Genomic DNA, 19,858 nt, shown 5'->3' with positions numbered 1-19,858 from the left:
CAGGCAAAACGAGCATCGAGGCATTTTGCCTATCTAGACATAAATTATTTTGTTATACCAATCGTTAAAATTTCATGACCTGAAATAGGAAGACAACTATCTTTGTTATCTCCATTTGTAACTGTTTCTCCTTGTTCTTCGATGACATTACTTTTGTATAGAGTATGATAAGGCCAAGGAGTATGAATCGTTAACTCTTCTTGATTATCCGCCATGTTAAACCAACGCATTAATATATCTTCGCTTGTTTCTGATACTTTAATGGAAGAAAAAGCAATGTTACTCCCATCCCATTCAATAAATGCTCCTTGAGAAGGTAAATCGCCTATATGCAGATTGGTTTGTTGCGTTGACCAAGGAATCTGATATTGATACGCTTTACGGAAGCTCTCCGTTTTTGTTTCCTCTCCGCTGTGAGGGATGATAGCAAATGACACGGTGTGATCACCAAGACATTGTGCTTCTGGAGTTGGAAAGTATCCCCAATCACCCATTTCTCCCACTGAGCGAAGTAGTGTAAGTGCAATAGTATTTTTGTCGTTTGGTAATAGTTCATATTCATTTAATCCATAATTGGCAATGGTTAATCCTTCATTAGCGTTACTAACATTCACAAAATCTTGTTGATGCTGTGATTGATCCGGATTTGTCCATTCTTCTGATGGATGGTTTGGGCGCATGGCTACTTCAAATATTGAGTCAGCTTGATGCGAATCAGTCTGAATATCTGTTGGGAAAAGAACGCGTAAACGATGATCTTTAGCTTGATTATTAAATGATGTTGTTACTTCGATCGTTTCGCCATTCTTATCTAATGACACGTGCGTTCGGATAACAAACGGAATAGTTTCTTTTGTTCGCTGTGCTTTCCTTACATTAAATTGTACTAACTCTTTTTGCTCTTGTTCTAATAATCCGGTTGCACTTTTTGGAATCTCCCAATGATGCACAATCTTAAAAGTTGCTCGAAAAGCTGTATTTTCAATTAGTTCGATCTCGGCTTCTAGATTCTCTGTTGTTCTCGGTTTCTCATTATCGGGCTGTTTATACATATACTCGTTACCAATATCACCAGTGTCTTCATAAATACAGAGATTCTCAAACGCTTTTCCAGTAGCTTTATCGACAACGGTTAATGATCCATTCTTTGCTATACGTACATAAAGTTTTTCATTTTCCATCTCTGAATTATTAATTACAAGAGTATCCTTATTGATAGGAGTAGTATTTTCATCGGCTGGCACAAGAGCAAATGATTTGTAGCCAAGAGCTGCAATTTGTTTTGCTTCAAATGTTAGTTTTATACGACGGCTCATGTATGGCTGACGGAATCTATCTTTAGGTAAGTCATAGCCAAAGTGTATTCCTAAGTCTTCCATATTAAATGGGTAACGTGTACCATCAGCATCAACCAATTCTTTCGTACCCAACTCAAATGATTTTAATGCTTCTTTATTTACTCCATCAGCAAAATATTCACGTTTTACATCTAGTGTCATACTAACAGTTCCAGTTCGTTCATAGCCTGTAGTATTGTAGACAACAAACGGAAGTGCATTTTTACCCCATTCACTAAAAGCATAGGTATTGATTTGTTCGGTTATAGCTGTAAGGCTTTCATCAATAATTGATTCAGTTACATGTTTGCTGTCTTCAAAGCGAGTTACCATATTTCGGTGTACTTCATCGACACTACAACCACAAATGCTATCGTGTGGGTGGTTTTGCATTAATGTCTTCCACGCATACTCTAACTTTTTGTGATTGTATGGCTTACCTAGTATATAGGCGAAGGTTTCCAGCGGTTCAGCAACTTTAGTAAGTAGCGTTTCACCCGTTCGATTCATTTGCTTAAGATAATTGCGTGCTGATGCAGTATTAACAAGTGTTCCCCAGCCATCAGTTTGTTGGCTACGCAATTCACCTTTTACTGTTTTTAAGTTTTCTGGTAGCGTATCTACAAGTTTTTTTACATAATCATTAAAGTTAGAATGAGTAAATGTAATATCAGGGTGTAGCGCTTCAGCTGTTTGAATAGCTTTATCTAAATCAGTCTGAATTGGCTGATGATCACATCCGTTCATCATAAGCATATGAGAAGAAGCGGCATACTTTTCTAATGATTGAATATGGTTCTCCCAGTAAATTCGTGCAGCTTCTTTTTCAACAGGAATCTCATTTCCATTACAGTACCAATTCGCAAACAATATACCATAAACTTTTGAGCCATCTGGAGACTGCCAATGCATTTCTGAGTAAGGAGATTCGTAAATGTCAGACTCGATTACTTCATTGTTAAAACCAGTTGGCTTTACTCCTCGACCAAATACAGCACAATTAATTCCGGCTTGACGCAAGATCTGTGGAGCTTGCCCAATATTTCCGAATGAATCGGGGAAATAACCGATTTTAGAAATATTTCCCCACTTATTAGCATCTAACATGCCGTATTGTAGATTGCGAATATTGGATTCGCTACTAGTCAAAAACTCATCCTGCAAAATATACCAAGGACCGATGTGTATCTTTCCTTCTTGAATAAAGTGTTTCAGTTCTTCTCTTTTTTCCGGACGAACCTGTAGATAGTCATCTAAAATAATTGTCTGACCATCTAAATGAAAGCTCTTATAGCCAGCAGTTGTCTTCAATGTTTCAAGTAATGTATCCATTAAATCAATTAGTTGCATATGATGTTTTTCATAAGGTAAGTACCATTCTCTATCCCAGTGTGTGTGTGAGATGATATGAATATGTTTGTTATTCATAGAGACCTCCTTGTTTTCCTCGTTCATGTTATTTAATTACATCGTGTTGTCCGAACATTTATTTTGCAAAGGTCACTAAAAATGTTTTAATTTCATATGGTTGAATATAGAAATCAATATTACCAATGCCTTCTGATCCATCGATTGGGCGTTCCATTAAGTCACACTCTTTCCATGACTCTATCTTCCAATCTCCGAAAAGACTTGCATTTGTTCGTTTACCAGCATATTCATGGATACGGATAACAACAGCGTCACTGTACTCGGCCTTTTTCACTGCATCGATCATGACGTGATCAGCCGTGCAGTGCAATAATGATTTTCCTTTTTCTTCAATCACGCCACTGCTACATGTTAATGGGCTATTTAAATGCCAAGCTTCCTTGACGGTATTACCTTCAATCCAACTATCAGCATGTGGGAATAGAGAATAGGTGAATTGATGTTCTCCTTTATCAGCAAGTGGATCTGGGTGAGTAGCTGATTTTAATAATGACAACCGCATTACATTATCTTTAATGTCATAACCATATTTACAATCGTTTAGTAAGCTTACGCCATAGCCACCCTCAGATAAATCAGCCCACTGGTGACCAACCGTTTCAAATCGCGCATAGTCCCAGCTCGTATTCCAGTGTGTTGGGCGTTTAACATTTCCGTATTGTATATCATAAGTTGCTTCTGTTGAGCGAATATCAACAGGGAATGCCACCTTCATTAAACGTTGACGTTCTTGCCAGTCTACATACGTTTTAAAATCAATACGATGGGTTCCTGTGTATACGATCATGTCTTGTTCAACAACTGTTGATGCATACTTCCATTTAAATCGAATGACAGTCTTTAAGTTCCCTTTTTCAACACACTCGATGGACATCAATTCAGTTACTTCTTCCATTTTCTCTTGATAAAAAATATCGATATCCCAAGCGTCAAACATAAGCGGCTTATCTTCAAAAATCTGTAATACGTTACCGCGACTATTCGGTGCGAGAACCTCTCTGTTTTGTTCGCGATCGTATATTTGCACAAGGTGTCCTTGCTCATTCCACGCAATGTCATAGTAAGGTGTACGTATCCCTTTATCATAAATAGTAAAAGGCTCCTCTAATTGACTAGGTGTTTCAGTAGGCTCAAAATATATTGGTGCATAACCCATAGATGGGATATTATTTACCTTTACATCGTAGCCGCCATTAGTATATTGTGCTTCTAATACATGACCTGCCTCATCCTTAAATCGACCTGCTTCATCAACAGCGATAAATATGAGATCGTCTCTATTCCAAGGGGCAGAGTTGAAAATTGTCCAAACGTAAGGATTCGTTTCGTCTTGAATAAGATGAGAACTTGCTAGATTCCATGCTTCATTTCCAATCTGTTCAGCTTCTTCATATTCCTGTTTAGCATCTTCATAGACTTCTTTAATTGATGATCCTGGAATAATATCATGGAATTGATTGCGTAATATCGTTTTCCAACCAGCTGTTAGTTGAGCTGCTGGATAATTTGCTGCTGACTTTGCATGTAAGCCATCTATTACATTCAACCACTCACTATTACGGTATAGTAACTCTAATTTTCTGTTCATTCGCTTCATAAAAGCTTGTGAAGTGTAAGTTCCTCTATGAAACTCTAAATATAGCTCGCCATCCCATGTATGAACATATTCATTCGTATTATCAACCGTCTCATGTAGGCGTTTGAAATAGTCATCCGCTCTAGAAGGCTTTGCATAAGGTAATCCAGGCATGTCGTCAATACGCTTCATAGTTTCAAGCATTTCTCTGTTTACACCGCCACCACCATCACCATAGCCATAAGATAGAAGAAGATCTTGGTTGATATTTTTGTCTTTATACTCATCCCACGAATCATGTATAACCTTAGGTGTGATATATCCGTTATAAGTGTAATAAGTAGATTCAGGCCAAGGCTCCGTTGTTGTAATAAAATGTGTTAAAATTTCGCTGCCATCAATACCGCGCCAATGGAATGTATCGTGTGGCATGCGGTTAAACTGACTCCAACTAATCTTTGTTGTCATAAAGGTTTTAATCCCGGATTTTTTTAAGATTTGTGGCAATGCCCAACTGTAACCAAACACATCTGGAAGCCATAGATATTCTGTCTCTTTATTAAATTCTTCTCGCAGAAAATTTGATCCTAGCAAAAGCTGACGAACAAGAGATTCTCCTGATGGAATGTTACAATCCGCTTCTAGCCACATACCGCCATCTGTTTCCCAGCGCTGTTCTTTAATGCGCTTCTTCATTTGTTGATAGATGTCTGGATAATCTTCTTTAATATATTCATATAATTGAGGCTGACTTTGCAGGAAGAGATATTCAGGATACTGCTCCATCAATCTTAATACAGTAGAAAATGAACGTGCAGATTTTTCTCTTGTATGCTTCAATTGCCAAAGCCATGCGACATCTATATGGGTATGACCAATACAATGGAAGGTTACGTCATGACTTTTTTCTATCGTAGCCATTTGTTCTGTTAAAAATGCTTCTGCTTCATAGACAGATTCATAGAATGCGTCAGAACCAGGGTTTAACCAATTAATCTTATTTAAAGATTGATTTAATGCTGTTAGTAATTTGTGTCTCTCCGGTTTGTCATCTGTTAGTGTTTCAACAGTTTCAATAATTGTTTTTGTATCAAAGTAATACTTATCTACCTTTTCATCGAGCCATGCTAGGTCAGCACGTTTGAATTTGAACTCTTGAATCTGTGGCTCGCCGCCACCTTCCATACCTGACCATAATCGAAAATCAAATGCTATACTACTTCCAATATGTTCAGCGTTAAGAAAGACTTCTTTATGGTTGGAGTCTACACCTTGGAAGGGCTCACCATTAATGAATAATAGTGATTCAAATCCCGAATTATTTCCGCCTCCCGTGTTACCAAAATCAAAAACTCCGACAACTTTTTTACCAGACCATTCTTCAGGTATTTTCTTTACACTAGATAGCCAAGCATAAAGGTCTCTTCCTTTCCAGTGCTCCCCGATACTCACGGTTTTAGCATTGGACGTAGATTTTGAAGAAGGATATGCCCCTATCTCTCCATCATCTACTACGAATTGCCAATCCTTTAGACACATACGATCACGATATCTATATTCAGATAGTTCATTGATTCTATTGTTTACTTTCTTCTCTGTTAAGAACACGGTTAAAGTACCCTCCTAGATGATTTCTATGGTTAAGGCTCGTATACAAAAGTATACAAGCCTTGTTAGTTATTCTGCAGAATCAGCCCATCTGTCATAAGCTTTTTGGTATAGTTCTACATATCTTTCAACATTCATTTTTTCAATTGTTTCTACATACTCATCCCAATCACTCATAGGTTTTACGCCAGTTATAAATTTAGCTTCCATTTGTTCTACATAGGATTTAAGATCAACTTCGATCGTGTTAATTTCTTTTTGCTCATCATTAGTAAAGTAAACTAATGGATAAGGCACTTCACCAAATGGTTTTATTTTATTATTTGTCTCCTCTGTTAAGAATTGATCGAAATCAGATATTTCTTCATATTGCTTTGGAGCTCTTAGTGTTGGTGTTGTAATTGCATAGTCCGGTGTAATTGTTGCTCGATATTCTTCTGATGATTCAAAGCCTTCTGGTGGATCAAGTGGTAATTTTGTTTCTTTTTCTTCATCCCATTCCCAAGTGTAGCCTTCAGGTCCTTTATTAAGTTCTTCCCAGCCTTCTTGTGAATAGAAATAATCAACCCAACGCATTGCAGCTTCGGGATTAGGATTATCACTTGATAAAGAAAATGCGCCTCTCGTAACACCAGATTTAATTGGCACTACTGGTTCAGAGCCAGGATCATTTGTAATCGGATGGAACATTGGATCATTCATTGCTTCCTCTTGAGAATCACCTGTTGTAAAGAAAGAGAACCAATCTGGAAATACACCAATTCTATTATTTTGTCCTTTTGCTTTCTTTTGCTCACTTGATTGTGAGAAAGTTTCTGGGTCAAGTAACTTTTCCTCATATAATTTATTCATATATTGCAAGTACTCTTTATACTCTGGTTGGATTGGAGCGTATCTAACTTTTCCGTCATTCTCTTCAATGCCCCACTCTTTTATTCCAAAAGCAGCTAAAAGCCAAGGACGAGAGCTGTCCATTTGTATATCAAGCAATGGAATTTCGTCTGCTTTTCCATTTCCGTTTGGATCTTCATCACGGAATCTAACAAGAAGATCATAGAACTCGTCTGTTGTTTTAGGTAATTCTTCTACGTTTAGAGCATCTAGCCATTCTCCGTTGTACCATAGTGGTCCTGTCTTCCAGCTGGATGAATATTCAACACTAACCATTGGTAAAGAATAGATGTGTCCATCCACTGCTGTAATAGATTTTTCAATATCAGGTCTTTCCTCTAAAAGCTTTTTGAAGTTTGGTGCATATTCGTCAATTAAATCTTCCAATGGAAGTAAAATACCTTGTGCGCCATAGTCAACTTCCATGGCAGGAGTCAAGTTATCAGAACCAGCACCGAAAATAACATCTTCAATATCGCCACTTGCAAAAGCAAGGTTTAAATTTGTTTGGAAGTCATTTACAGGTGGTGTGTTGTAATTAAAATAAACATTTGTTCGATCAGAGTATTCTTGAAGGAAAGGCATGTCTTCCCACTCCGCCAGACCGCTACCAGGTGCAATCATAGAAAGTGTTATTTTTTCGTCAACAATTGGGTACCCTTCTTTATTTACCTCTACATCAGCAGCTTGATCGTTTTCTCCACCTTCATCATCTGAAGAACAAGCTACTAGTATTCCAAAAGATAGAAAAACAATGAACAATAATAAAATTCTTTTCATATTTTTTCCCCTCTCTATTTGTCATTAATGTTTTAGTGTATCGTACTGTTAGATTATTTTCGATCACCCCCTTAAAATACGAGTGTATGATTAACCTTTTAGAGAACCTATCATTACACCTTGAACGAAATATTTTTGTAAAAATGGATAAACAATAATAATAGGTAAAGTAGAAACAATCATTACTCCATATTTAATGATTGCTGCTAATTGTTGCTTACTGTGTATTGCTTCCGCCATACTACCGGTCACATTGGTACTTTGAGAGGCCATATCTTGTAATACGAGTATTTCTCTAAGCACCATCTGTAAAGGATATAAGGCTCTGTCAGATATATAAATTAATGCATTAAAGTAACTATTCCAATGACCAACTCCGTAAAATAATGCCATAACAGCAATGATTGGAGCAGAAAGAGGAAGTACTATTTTAAAGAATAGTTTGAAGTTAGAGCAACCATCAATTTTCGCAGACTCTTCTAATTCAATTGGTATGGTACTTTGGAAGAATACACGAGCGATAACAATGTTCCAGATTGCTGCCGCGTTAGGAAGTACCATTGCCCAAATCGTATCAATTAAGCCTAGATTTTTTACAACTAGATAAGTAGGGATTAATCCACCTTGAAAGAACATGGTTAATACAAACATACCTGTAAAAAAGTTTCGCCCAACAAAGTCCTTTCTTCCTAACACATATGCAGCAGGAAGTGTTACAGCCAGGTTAATAGATGTTCCTAGTGCAGTGTACATAATTGTATTTAGATACCCACGCCAAATCGCATCATTTTCGAAAATCAACTTGTAGCCTTCAAACGTAATATCCTTAGGAAATAGCCACATCTCACCGGAGTTAACGGCTGTTGGACTACTGATTGATGCACTAATGATATAAATTAATGGATAGAGAACAATCGACAAGGCTAATGTTAGAAATGAATAGTTGAAAAACTTAAATATTCGATCACTTTTCAAATCGTTTATGTGTGAATGTGCATTCACGTTAAAACCTCCTTTACCAAAGACTAGTTTCACTCGTTTTTCTTGCAATGTAGTTTACACTAACTAGTAAAATAGCGTTTATCACGGCGTTAAATAATCCAACCGCAGCAGCAAAACTATATTGTCCGTCTAACAAACCTGCTTGATATACAAAAGTAGCAATTACATTGGAAGATTCCATATTTAATGGATTTTGTAATAGCAAGATTTTTTCAAAGCCCATTGCCATGATGTTACCTACGTTCATAATTAATAGAATAACCATGGTTGGAATAATTGTCGGAATATTAATGTACCAAATTCGTTGCCATCTAGTTGCACCATCAACAATCGCTGCTTCATGTTGTTGTGGATCGACAGCAGATAACGCTGCTAAGTATATAATTGTACCCCAACCTGTGTTCTGCCAGACACCAGACATAACATATACAGTCTTAAACCATTTAGGATCTTCCATAAATGGAATTGGATCAAATCCTAGTAACTGAATTGCATGGTTTATAATACCTGTAGTAGGAGCTAGAAAAGCAATTACCATACCTGCCATTACCACAACGGAAATAAAATGTGGGGCATAGGTTACGGTTTGAACTGACTTTTTATAAAAATTATCCTTCGCTTCATTTAAGGAAAGAGCTAAGATGATTGGTAAAGGAAAACCAACGATCAATTCATAAATACTTATACCAAGCGTGTTTTTTATAAGATCCCAGAAATAATAAGAATCAAAGAAACGGATAAAGTGTTCAAAACCTACCCATTCACTCTCCCAGATACCACTTGCAGGTAGAAAGTCTTTAAAAGCAATCTGAATACCGTACATAGGAAGATAATGAAAAATAAAGAAGTAAAGAAATGCTGGCAAGATCAAAATATACAACTGCCAATTTAGTAGTATTTTTTTTCTTGTTTCTCTCCATCTTTTTTTTCGATAGTATTTCTTTGAGTGTGTTGGTGCTGGTTGATGTGTTTTTTCTAAAGTGTTAGCCGTATTGTTCAAATGGTCGTCCCTCCTTTTGTTGTAAGTGCTTACATTACACCATGGAGGAGAAACTTGCTCAATATGTGTTTTTTATTACACGCTACTAAAAAAAAGAAAATGAAATAAAGGTAATTTGATAAAGCGTTTACATAAAAGGCCTTTGCTGTTGTCTAGTATGTGATTTTTATCTTTATATGTAATTCTTAATAAAGGTGATATAAAGCCTATCATACTGGTACACATGAAAGATTAAAATTTACACATTGGATTAACAACGTTAACAAGAAAAAGAAAGAAGAAAGGAGGACGCAAAACAAAACCGGTGTATATCACAAGCATATACACCGGTAAAAACTAAAAGTATTTATTTTTTGTCAGCTTTGTTTAGTTTACGATATTGTCCTGGTGTTACACCTTCAACTTTTTTAAACTCTCTGTTGAAGTTAGAGACATCCCTATATCCTACCTCTAAAATAATATCTCTAATTAATTTATCTGTAGTTAGTAATTGTTTTTTCACCTCATTTAACCTTAATGAAAAAACATATTGGGTAAAGGTAACCCCAAATTGTTCCTTTATAAATCTACTCAAATATGGGATAGACAGTTGAAAATGTTGCGCCATATTCTCAAGACTTAAATGATAGGTATTGTAGTTTTGACGAATATAAGTTGTTATATCATCAAATAATTGTTGATTGAGCTTGGTTTTCTTGGTATTAATTAAGTTACAAGCTTTCGCAATAGTTTTTTTGAGATTTTGTTTTAGTTGCTCTGGATTACCAAAGTGAACTAGTTTATCTATATCTCCAATGTCTTTAGAAATTCCCAACTCATTTATAGCTTTCAGAACAGTATTTATAATATCAAAGTAGATTGCCTTTAAATATGTTCCTTCTAGCTGTGCTTGTTGAAGCTCTTTAAAAATGGTATCAATAACTTCATTTGCAACATCATTATTTCCGTGCTTAATACTTTGAGTTAATTTTACAAGATCCTCATCTGGATAATTAATTCCCTCTGTTTCGGTTTTTGTTCGATTCTCAAAGTAAGAGACAGTACCTTGAGGATCAGAAGGCTGATAATTATCCATTGCAGCAAGTGCTTCAATATAGGAGCGGTTAATTAAGCTCTTTTTAGGATACGGACTTCCAACACTTATACTCGGATTTGTTTTAGTTTTCTTCTGAATAAAATCTTTGATATCCGTAATAATTGCCTCGCGTTTTTCAACAATTTGTTCTACGGTGTAATCGCTACTCACAATTAATGCTATTGCATTATTAAAGAGATCTATTGGATGAATAGAAAGTGAGACGAGTGCTTTCGTTTCTAATTGTGACAACATGTCTGCTTGAATCTTAAGCTGCTCGCTTTCATCTGTTGCAGGTATCACATTTAGAATAATGACGAAATAAGCGTTATGATACATTTCAATATTTAGTATAGTAAATAACTCTTTATGTTCTTGTATTTGCTCTAGATTGTCTCCTTTCAATAACTGAAGCAACATTTGATCACGAGCAAAAGGCTTTTGTAAATCAATCGTATCATTGAGTGCTTGATTACTTTTATAAATGTCTGAGATGGCGTGATTAATCGTACTTAGTTCATTATTTTGATTGGCTTCTTTGGTTCGTTCTTTAAAATTCATTTTTTCAAATAGATTTCTAATAGGTTGATATTGTCTGTCTGCAAATAAGATTGCAATACCAAGTCCTAATAATAACAGGAGAATGAGTAAGGAATAATTAAATAACTTTTGTTTGAAGAAAGCTTTATTAAATTCGGTGACATTAACGAGAGAAATTATTTTCCAGTTGTTGTAATCCGAATGTTCTATATTCATGTGATATTTTTCGTTTTTGTAGTTAATTTCTCCGTTGGTTTCCTTATTTTCTGCTAGTGACTGTATTGCTTTATTCGTTATACTATCGTCTAACCTTGATGCTGTAATAATGTTGTTAGATGAATCAAGAATATATGTGTTTCCTTTGAAATCCCCTAAAACGTCACTGATTAGCCCGACAAGTGCTGACTCTTTTATCGTATACATTACCGCACCATATGGATGGGGATTACCGTTTGGTATTGGATGTAAAGATAGAAGCGTATTCGTTGACTGTTCACTTTCTCCTGTATACATAAGACTTGTTGTAAATTCTATACTTTTTTCAAACGATTCTTTAGACCATTCATCAAATGGAGGTACACGTTCAAAGACCGTAGAAAGTGTAGCTGTTCCTTCAGATGAATAAACTCTAGGGTCATCTTGATAATATAAAAAAACATTATCAATAATAGAACTGTTTGCCTTATAGTTATGTAATTGATTAATTGCATTTTTACTGTAAAAAGGGTGTTTAATCATGTAAGGAGTCAAGTTAAAGTCATTTGCCATTCTTACCGCTAATTGATCTAGCTCTTTCATACGTTCAGTCGTATAACGATCTGCTTGCTTCATTTTATTTTGAATGGAGTCTGTCGCCTCTTCTCGAAGCCCTAATATGGAATTTTGATAGACAATGAAGCTCATTATGGTAAAAGGAACAATAAAAACAAATAAATAGGACAAAATATATTTAACAAGTAATTTGGATTGTAATCTTTTTCTCAGCTGCACCCTCGCAATCCTCCTTCCAAATTCAAGCCGATTTTTTCTGTTGAACTCTATTAAATGCATGGTGGAATAAATGCATCATTGGATAGGCTACTAGAGGTACACCTAGCATAATTAATACAACAGGAAGAAAGACAAATAGATAATAGATAACAATAATACTAAGGGTGATTGCAAAGGAATGTAATGGACTAGCAAGCATCAAGAATAAAGACTGTTTGATGTATTGAAGTGGTTTCAACTCAACGTGAACAAACAACGGAAACAAGTAAAAAAGTGTAAGGAAATAAAGCAAAATAAAGATAAGTAGAATAATATGTATAAAGAGAGAGCCTACTAATTGTTTCGAAATAAGGTAATCAAACTGCAAGAACAAACCAATAAAGACCATTATATAACCGATCCCATTGATTTTAAGAAACGAAGATTTATATGTTTCCATAAACGTTTGATAGATAGAAATGTCATAATCTCGGTCAACCCATTTTCGGATAACAGAAAAAACACCTGCCGTTGCAGGAAAAAGTCCTAAAACAATCAATCCTGCCAATGTAAAAACCACCCATAGTAAATGAAGATACATTAGCTTAAACAGCCAATTCCCCCCATCATAAAACCATTTAAAAGCACCGTTTAAATTTTCCATAATAGTCACCTGCAATTCATGATGATAAATCGCAAAATGAAAACGCAACCATTTTGCGGTTAATTTTAATCTTAAAAAAATGTCGAATGTTTGTCAATCAGACTTTAGGGAATTTAAGTAAACAATTTAATTGTCTTGTTACTATATCAGCGTTTTAAATTATAAAAGAATCGTTCTGCGTATACTTGTTTTTTTATGGCAAACGATAGATTTCGCCTTTTGCTAAGTCTAATGTACGTTTGTTAATCTTAATCGTATGGTTATTGATCCATTCGAATGTCACCTGATCCATTCTGTATTGATGATACACTTCTTTCTCTGTCCACAATGGACCATCTAATTCACCAGTCACTAAGAAAGATGTTGTTGCACCACCATTGATTAGATAAAAATCGATGGTGTATTTTCCATCAGGAGAGGTTGTTGTATCGAGTAATTCTTTTCCTAGACCAAATGCCATAAAAAACAACCATAAACCAACTAATATACTAAATAGTCCTGTAATAAGAATAGCGAGGAAACCAATAATTTTTCCGCGTAGGGTCGTTTGAACAAAAAAACTATTCACTGTGTAAATAAAAGTAAGCACACAGATTACCCATGTTAGACTAGTTGGTAATGCAACATCCCAATGCGAATAATATTTCACAATAAAGGGCAGGACCACAAGGAGGAAACACAGCAATATGGCATAGGTCCCGCTATTTGCTGTTTTCTTAATCACGGCTAACTACTCCTCTCCTAAATCCTTTTTGAACACGTAGCTAACAGCGTCGTATCCCATCTTCTCCTCATAAAACCGATGTGCATCTGTTCGTTGTAATCCGGATGATAATGCTATCGCCTGATATTTTCGTTCCTTTGCCCAACTCTCTACATAGCGCAACAATTGATTCCCATATCCTTTAGATCGCTCATCGGCTGTCGTAACTAAATCACAAACCCAAACAAACCGCCCATAATAAAGTGTAATCATTGGCTGAAATCCAATAACAGCAGCAATTTTTCCTTTATCATAAAGTGCAAATAGTTGATATTGATTTTTCACTTGTGATTCCTGTACTAACGCTAAAAATGTTTGCTCATCCAAATGCCCACGAAGCTCCTTCACAATTGGAAAAGCCTCCCGAAGTTCTTCTTCCGTCTCTAACACTTCTATCGCTATTTGTTCGATAACGAATCAGCCTCCCGTTAAATGGTTAGTTATCATTTTACCATATATTGTTTGGTGTATATACGAAATAACGCACACAACATCGTAATCTGATATTGTGTGCGTTCTAATTTATAGAAGATTATTATTTTGTTTTGGCTAAGTTACCGTTTTGGCTGATTGGTGACCTGAATGGTAACTTAAGAGGGTTTTAAGTGCCCGTTCATGGGAGAAATTGTCCAAATCGGTAACTTAAACGCCCTCTAAGTGCCCGTTCGTATAAAAAAAGCCTTCAAACGGTAACTTAAACCGATCTTAAATGCCCGTTAACGGCTATAAATGCTCGTAGCGGTAACTTAAAAACCAATAGACCAACCTTAATCCCAATCCCATGACATCATCATCTGTCTCATCAAAAAATCTTATTTCCCTGCGAGCATTAGACCGAATTGTGCCAATAACGCACTGCCGGCATACGTACCGACAAAGACGAATACGGCAACAATCGCCACTTTCCAGGAGGTTTTTCGTAAATCAACTAAACGATCTGCTACAGAAATACCAGCAAACGTTAGGATCGGCGTGGTTATCGAAAGGAAATCGACCGCTTGAATCGCTGTAACGAAAAAGTCGAACAGCAGACACATAATCAATGACGTAATTGATACCCAACCAAGGATAGGGAAATTTCGAATAAAACCAATCTTTGAATTACTTAATAAACTAGAAATGCCGATACCAATCATTGAAAATAACCATAGACTAGCAAGACCAGCAATCGTCATGCCGGTAACTGGTGTGCTATCTGGATATTTCAGCACTTTCAATTCTTGAGTAAATAAAATCAACCCGACACTAAGCAAAAGTACAAGTGCATATTTCACGTATTGGTTTAAGCCTAAGCGTTTCTCCATTATCGATCACCTCTTACCAAAAGTTTGTACATGAATTGTTGTAACGGCACCGCTAAGAAGATCATGGTAAAGGTACCTAAAAAGCTTGTTAATAGCTGACTAGCAGCCGCATAAGACAATATCGTACTTTCCATTTCAGGTAATCGTGCTACTAATGTTGAGGCAGCACCAGTCATCATACTACCTGACCCCACACCAGCGGCCATCGCTAATGCTTCTGGACGTATCCCCAAATCGAGTAAAATTGGCGCAAACACACTGAAGAATAACGCACCAAACAATGTTCCAATAATGTATAAAGACAGTACACCGCGCCCTTCTTTTGATTCAAGGGTATATTTTTCAGAGATATAAGCTAATTCGCCTTCACGCCCAATACCAAGTGTCGCACCAATTGCTTCACGGCGTAATCCTAACCAAACGGCAATCGGTAAACCAATCAGAACAGTACCTAAGTTACCAAGCTCTTGAATGATAAATACCCAACCAACCTGAAGTATCTCTCCAATTTGAGGGGCAACATCCGCGCCGTATCTCGCCATAAGCGGAAGCATAATGAAAATAAGATACTTACTAGCAAACCCAACATTTTCTTTGCTGTAGATTTTTTTCATAAATCCAACACGAAACGCCTTAATAGCTAAAAACATCGTAAGTAAAATAGCAAAAACTAAGGGAAGCAAGGTAATCGAAATGGACCCAATCGTAATCGTTTGAAAACCGATCCATTCAGCAGCTGTAATCACTAATACGGCAAAGATTAATAAATAAACAAAATTCTTCTTCATCTACGTACCCTCCTATTTCTCCTGTTGGTCTGTAATGGATGTAATTAAATCTACGTAATCTTGATATGTTCTTCGATATAATTTTTCCTTATCGATCTTTCCATTCATTTCATTAAAAACTTCAGCTAAAAATGCAGGAAACTCGTCATAAATAAACGTTGGATCGACATCAATAAAATCATCACCATGAATTGTGCCAGTAAAACCGCTGTACCCAATTTGTATGCATGGCATCATATAAGATAGATCGCCGATATCACCAGCCGCACTGATCGCATTGTTATTCATCATCTCTTCAATCGTGCTGTTCTTTTCAAAAGCAGCTGCCACGAATGTAGATAAATAATGATCCTGTTTAAATGGTAAGTAGCCCATTTGTGTATCAATCGCAACCTCACCCATTAATGCATGAGCTGACCCAGTTGCAGCAGCATCCAAACGCTCTGCTACTTCCTTCATATAGTCAACAGACTGTGTACGAAGATCCGTCCCAACGGTAATATGATTCGGAATCACATTCGTAGACATATCTGAATCCATCACAATCGGATTAATACGAACTTGCTCTTTTTCATCAAGCTGTTGACGAGACAATCCCACTGCTGTATTAAACAAAGTAGAAATATTATACGCATTCACTGAAGAAAATGGATCAAACCCAGCATGTGTTGCTTTGCCTTTAAAGTGATATTTTTTATATAAAAATCCAGCCAAATCACAATTAATTTCAATCGTGCGTTTATCGAACTCTCCGCCAATTGCATGAACACAAATAGCCAAGTCAATATCATCGAATACACCTAAACGCATCGCTTCAGGCTTACCACCATAATGTTCAATCGTTCCTGCTTCACGAAGCTTTTCTCTATATGGTAAATCTAAATATTCTTCTGCTGGTGCAAAGATAAAGGAAAGATTGTAATCAAATTGCTCATATTCTTTACTTTCAAACAGCTGTTGATATAATGCCAGTGCAATCGCAACCTGTGTGTAGTGCCCGCAGTTGTGTGCTGCACCATTCTCAGGATCTGCTCGGAAATGTGACGGTGCATATACCGCATCAAGCTCTGCAATAAAAGCAATATGTAGAGGTTTGTCTTCATTACCTAAAGTCGTTCGGAAACCAGTCGTACTGAAATCAGTTAGTTGAATTTTTGGATTTACTTGTTTTAAATAATTGATAATCGTTTCTTTCGTTTTCGTTTCTTTATAACCTAATTCAGGGTTGGCATAGATCTGATCAGCTATTTCTTTTATAGCATCATATTGCTTGGAGAAATTCATTAGCGTCATCACCTCGTTGTATTTTAAAAAATTTATAGCCAAACTAATAGTATTATTTATATCATCATTCGACATAACTCGTCAATGCAATTTCGAACTTTCCAACAAAAAACCAATAGTAATGTTCGTGTTTAATCAATTTTATAACGAATTCATTTCAAAAATAAGGGAGAACAAACGGAAAAGGAACATTTAGGTAACTTATTCAATTGTAGGAAGAAAAGAAAATGGCATTCTATTTTTAAGGGTAAGCTATCTTTCACTTATGTTGATCTTGTATTAGAATAAATGACATATATTTAGAATACACAGAAAGACAAGTGTTAATCATAAATAAATTAGTAAGTGAGGGAAAAGAGATGAAACGTTTAGCCGTTTATTGTGGATCAAGCGAAGGCAACGATCCAATTTATATGAAGGAAGCACGTAGATTAGGTAATTGCTTAGCCGATGCAAACATTGAACTCGTATATGGAGGCGCGAATGTTGGTTTGATGGGTGCAGTAGCAGATGGTGTGTTGGAAAAAGGTGGAAAAGTTATTGGTGTGCTCCCTGAAAAGCTACAAAGTGTAGAAATTGCCCATGAAAAACTGACAGAATTACATATCGTTAAAACCATGCATGAACGAAAAGCGATGATCGCTGACTATGTTGATGGCTTTATTGCGCTACCCGGGGGAACCGGAACATTAGATGAATGGTTTGAAGTATTCACCTGGGCGCAAATAGGTTATCATCAGAAGCCATGCGCACTGCTTAACATTAATCAGTATTACCAACCGATCATGACATTGTTTGACCATATGACCGAACAGGGCTTTGTAAAAGAAGGTTATAAAGAGTTGATTGTAATAGAGGATGATTCTAAGACATTGATTGAACGATTGAAGGATTATCAGCCTAAAGCTATTAATAAGTGGGCGTAACGATAGAGTGATGTTTCTTACCTATCGATTAAAATGGGAAAAGTAAAAATTAAAGAGGAAATTCGAAGCAATCATCGGAGGACAAGCCTATGAATATTACCATTATAAGCGTCGGAAAATTGAAGGAAAAATACTTGAAGCAAGGTATCGAGGAATATGTCAAACGACTACGAAGCTATGCAACGATTCAATTAATCGAAGTACCTGATGAAAAGGCACCAGAAAAACTAAGTGAAGCACAAATGACAGAAGTAATGGATAAAGAAGGAGAACGAATCCTTGCAAAAATTAATGCTGATAGCCATGTCGTGACCTTAGAGATTCAGGGTAAACAACTAACATCAGAAGGTTTAGCACAGCAGATGGATCAATTAGCTACACACGGAAAAAGCAAGGTAACATTTGTAATCGGTGGATCACTTGGATTGAGTGAAGCGGTACGGAAACGTAGCGACTTTGCCTTGTCCTTTTCTAAAATGACCTTGCCGCATCAGTTAATGCGGTTGGTGTTGGTGGAGCAGGTGTATCGGAGTTTTCGGATTAATAGAAATGAACCTTACCACAAATAACAATAAATAAGTACAAATAGTCAAACAGCCCAAACCTGAATGTGATAGGTCTGGGCTATTTGACGTTTACGTTGAGAATACAAAAAATTCACAAACAGAAGACTTAATATCCTCTTTTAAAACAAGCATAATCTATCCAAATAAAATATATGAAAAAAGTAGTGATAACTTTAGACTATAAACTACTATATTTTTGAAAAAAAGGTATAATAGAACTAGTCATATTTAGAAAATTATACAACAGAAATGAGGAGATAGAAAATGGCGTTGCGAAAAAAATGGGGATTCTTATTAATTTTTCTTGTAGCTGTATTTATTTTGACAGCTTGTGGCGGTTCTACAGAGGGGAAAATTTTAGGGATTTGGAAAGCAGTTGCTGATGGTGAGACAGGACAATACATAGAAATAAGTGAAGAGAGACTAATAAATAGATCTGAATCTATAACTGCTGAATATATACTGACAGAGACACAAAGTGATACTTTCATGATAGAAATTATAAATCCGGAAGACGGAGTTCCAATTCCTTTCTTTGAGGGCTATTTTGAAAATAAAGATACGATCAAGCTTGTACAAATGATGGGTGAACCAATAGAAAATGCTAAGTTTATTAGGATAGACAACATTGAAGAAGACAAAGCACGTGAGGAAGCGGAAGAAGAGAAGCGTGCAGCAAAAGAGGCTGAAAGAGATAAAGAACAAGAGGAACAGAAGAAACAAGAAGGTGTAGTGAAAGCTGATGAAAAAACAAAAGAAATAAGTGATGCTGAATTAGAAAATTTTAATACAGAATCAGATTATATTATGGAGTTGGTTGAGGAGGGAAAATTAGGAGAAGCCAAAGAGCGGTTAAACTTATTAGCTGCTCCCATCAAATCTCGTGAATATTCAAGTAGTATACGTGCGATGGATGATATGATAGAAAAAGCAAAGTATGAAAGAGAGCAAGAAAGAAAGTCTCCCAGTTATAGTAACCTGAAAGACAAATATGCACATAAGGCAAGGATAATAGATGAAAATATTGAACAGAAACATAAAGGTGACGTTCCGGTCGGTGCTTATGGAGATTACTTTGATGCTTGGGATGGATTACTAAATGAAGTATGGGGTGTTTTATCCGAGACAATGGATAAGGATAATTTTGAACTGTTAAAACAAAAACAAATTAAGTGGGTTCAAGAAAAAGATGCACATCACGAAAAAATTCGCGATCAATTTGATGCAAAAGATGTGTTAACCAACACTACAAGAGAAAGAACATACTTTTTAATTGAAAATTTTCTTTAAACAATTCGGAGTCAATTAGATGTTAAATTAGAACGTTAGCTTTTGCGATCATTAACTCTGTTTA

15 protein-coding genes are annotated in these 19,858 nt (G+C 36.1%); 3 read left to right on the top strand and 12 right to left on the bottom strand.

Annotation, left to right across the window (positions count from 1 at the left end; all coding sequences use genetic code 11):
• Window positions 1–44: 44 nt before the first annotated feature.
• The 12 genes from HP569_RS06260 to HP569_RS06205 all read right to left on the bottom strand — a co-directional run bounded on the left by HP569_RS06260 (window position 45) and on the right by HP569_RS06205 (window position 17,012).
• Window positions 45–2,765, bottom strand: coding sequence for an alpha-mannosidase (locus HP569_RS06260; RefSeq protein WP_182200302.1), 2,721 nt, complete (start codon window positions 2,763–2,765; stop codon window positions 45–47).
• Between the two features lie 58 nt (window positions 2,766–2,823).
• Window positions 2,824–5,952, bottom strand: coding sequence for an alpha-mannosidase (locus HP569_RS06255; protein WP_182200301.1), 3,129 nt, complete (start codon window positions 5,950–5,952; stop codon window positions 2,824–2,826).
• 69 nt (window positions 5,953–6,021) lie between these two features.
• Window positions 6,022–7,623, bottom strand: coding sequence for an extracellular solute-binding protein (locus HP569_RS06250; RefSeq protein ID WP_182200300.1), 1,602 nt, complete (start codon window positions 7,621–7,623; stop codon window positions 6,022–6,024).
• A gap of 90 nt (window positions 7,624–7,713) precedes the next feature.
• Window positions 7,714–8,625, bottom strand: coding sequence for a carbohydrate ABC transporter permease (locus tag HP569_RS06245; protein ID WP_182200299.1), 912 nt, complete (start codon window positions 8,623–8,625; stop codon window positions 7,714–7,716).
• A gap of 13 nt (window positions 8,626–8,638) precedes the next feature.
• The gene (locus HP569_RS06240) at window positions 8,639–9,625 is read right to left on the bottom strand and encodes an ABC transporter permease (RefSeq protein ID WP_182200298.1); all 987 of its coding nucleotides are present in this window, start codon (window positions 9,623–9,625) and stop codon (window positions 8,639–8,641) included.
• A gap of 346 nt (window positions 9,626–9,971) precedes the next feature.
• A complete protein-coding gene (locus HP569_RS06235) occupies window positions 9,972–12,230 on the bottom strand; it encodes an AraC family transcriptional regulator (RefSeq protein ID WP_182200297.1) in 2,259 nt (752 codons plus the stop codon).
• A 22-nt stretch (window positions 12,231–12,252) separates the two neighbouring features.
• Window positions 12,253–12,873 (bottom strand): YesL family protein, encoded by a 621-nt coding sequence (locus tag HP569_RS06230; RefSeq protein ID WP_182200296.1) that lies wholly within the window; start codon window positions 12,871–12,873, stop codon window positions 12,253–12,255.
• A 193-nt stretch (window positions 12,874–13,066) separates the two neighbouring features.
• Window positions 13,067–13,597 (bottom strand): DUF5412 family protein, encoded by a 531-nt coding sequence (locus HP569_RS14425; RefSeq protein ID WP_246366949.1) that lies wholly within the window; start codon window positions 13,595–13,597, stop codon window positions 13,067–13,069.
• A 6-nt stretch (window positions 13,598–13,603) separates the two neighbouring features.
• The gene (locus tag HP569_RS06220) at window positions 13,604–13,987 is read right to left on the bottom strand and encodes a GNAT family N-acetyltransferase (RefSeq protein WP_425501831.1); all 384 of its coding nucleotides are present in this window, start codon (window positions 13,985–13,987) and stop codon (window positions 13,604–13,606) included.
• Between the two features lie 461 nt (window positions 13,988–14,448).
• Window positions 14,449–14,940: a hypothetical protein gene (locus HP569_RS06215; RefSeq protein WP_182200295.1), complete on the bottom strand. Its 492-nt coding sequence runs from the start codon at window positions 14,938–14,940 to the stop codon at window positions 14,449–14,451.
• Window positions 14,940–15,728, bottom strand: coding sequence for a DUF3100 domain-containing protein (locus HP569_RS06210; protein WP_182200294.1), 789 nt, complete (start codon window positions 15,726–15,728; stop codon window positions 14,940–14,942). The genes HP569_RS06215 and HP569_RS06210 overlap by 1 nt, the downstream gene beginning before the upstream one ends.
• 12 nt (window positions 15,729–15,740) lie before the next feature.
• Window positions 15,741–17,012 (bottom strand): M20/M25/M40 family metallo-hydrolase, encoded by a 1,272-nt coding sequence (locus HP569_RS06205; RefSeq protein WP_182200293.1) that lies wholly within the window; start codon window positions 17,010–17,012, stop codon window positions 15,741–15,743.
• 359 nt (window positions 17,013–17,371) lie between these two features.
• Here HP569_RS06205 and HP569_RS06200 point away from each other — a divergent pair, with 359 nt between their 5' ends.
• From HP569_RS06200 to HP569_RS06190, 3 genes are all read left to right on the top strand, one after another.
• On the top strand, window positions 17,372–17,938 hold the full coding sequence (locus HP569_RS06200; protein ID WP_182200292.1) for an LOG family protein: 567 nt from the start codon (window positions 17,372–17,374) through the stop codon (window positions 17,936–17,938).
• A gap of 89 nt (window positions 17,939–18,027) precedes the next feature.
• Complete coding sequence (rlmH, locus tag HP569_RS06195; protein ID WP_182200291.1) at window positions 18,028–18,507, top strand: 23S rRNA (pseudouridine(1915)-N(3))-methyltransferase RlmH; 480 nt, start codon at window positions 18,028–18,030, stop codon at window positions 18,505–18,507.
• Between the two features lie 261 nt (window positions 18,508–18,768).
• Window positions 18,769–19,794 carry a lysozyme inhibitor LprI family protein gene (locus HP569_RS06190; protein ID WP_182200290.1) on the top strand — a complete coding sequence of 342 codons (1,026 nt, stop codon included), beginning with the start codon at window positions 18,769–18,771 and terminating at the stop codon, window positions 19,792–19,794.
• Window positions 19,795–19,858 lie beyond the last annotated feature (64 nt).

The sequence above is a fragment of the Paraliobacillus salinarum genome (assembly GCF_014083865.1).
Lineage (GTDB): Bacteria > Bacillota > Bacilli > Bacillales > Amphibacillaceae > Paraliobacillus > Paraliobacillus salinarum.
This window is presented reverse-complemented; position numbering and strand designations above follow the sequence as displayed.

Bases quoted from the DNA above. Each gene is read 5' to 3' on its own strand.
- HP569_RS06260 (WP_182200302.1), bottom strand. From the start codon at position 2,765: ATGAATAACAAACATATTCATATCATCTCACACACACACTGGGATAGA.
- HP569_RS06250 (WP_182200300.1), bottom strand. From the start codon at position 7,623: ATGAAAAGAATTTTATTATTGTTCATTGTTTTTCTATCTTTTGGAATA.
- HP569_RS06230 (WP_182200296.1), bottom strand. From the start codon at position 12,873: ATGGAAAATTTAAACGGTGCTTTTAAATGGTTTTATGATGGGGGGAAT.
- HP569_RS06215 (WP_182200295.1), bottom strand. From the start codon at position 14,940: ATGGAGAAACGCTTAGGCTTAAACCAATACGTGAAATATGCACTTGTA.
- HP569_RS06210 (WP_182200294.1), bottom strand. From the start codon at position 15,728: ATGAAGAAGAATTTTGTTTATTTATTAATCTTTGCCGTATTAGTGATT.
- HP569_RS06205 (WP_182200293.1), bottom strand. From the start codon at position 17,012: ATGAATTTCTCCAAGCAATATGATGCTATAAAAGAAATAGCTGATCAG.
- HP569_RS06200 (WP_182200292.1), top strand. From the start codon at position 17,372: ATGAAACGTTTAGCCGTTTATTGTGGATCAAGCGAAGGCAACGATCCA.
- rlmH (WP_182200291.1), top strand. From the start codon at position 18,028: ATGAATATTACCATTATAAGCGTCGGAAAATTGAAGGAAAAATACTTG.
- HP569_RS06190 (WP_182200290.1), top strand. From the start codon at position 18,769: ATGGCGTTGCGAAAAAAATGGGGATTCTTATTAATTTTTCTTGTAGCT.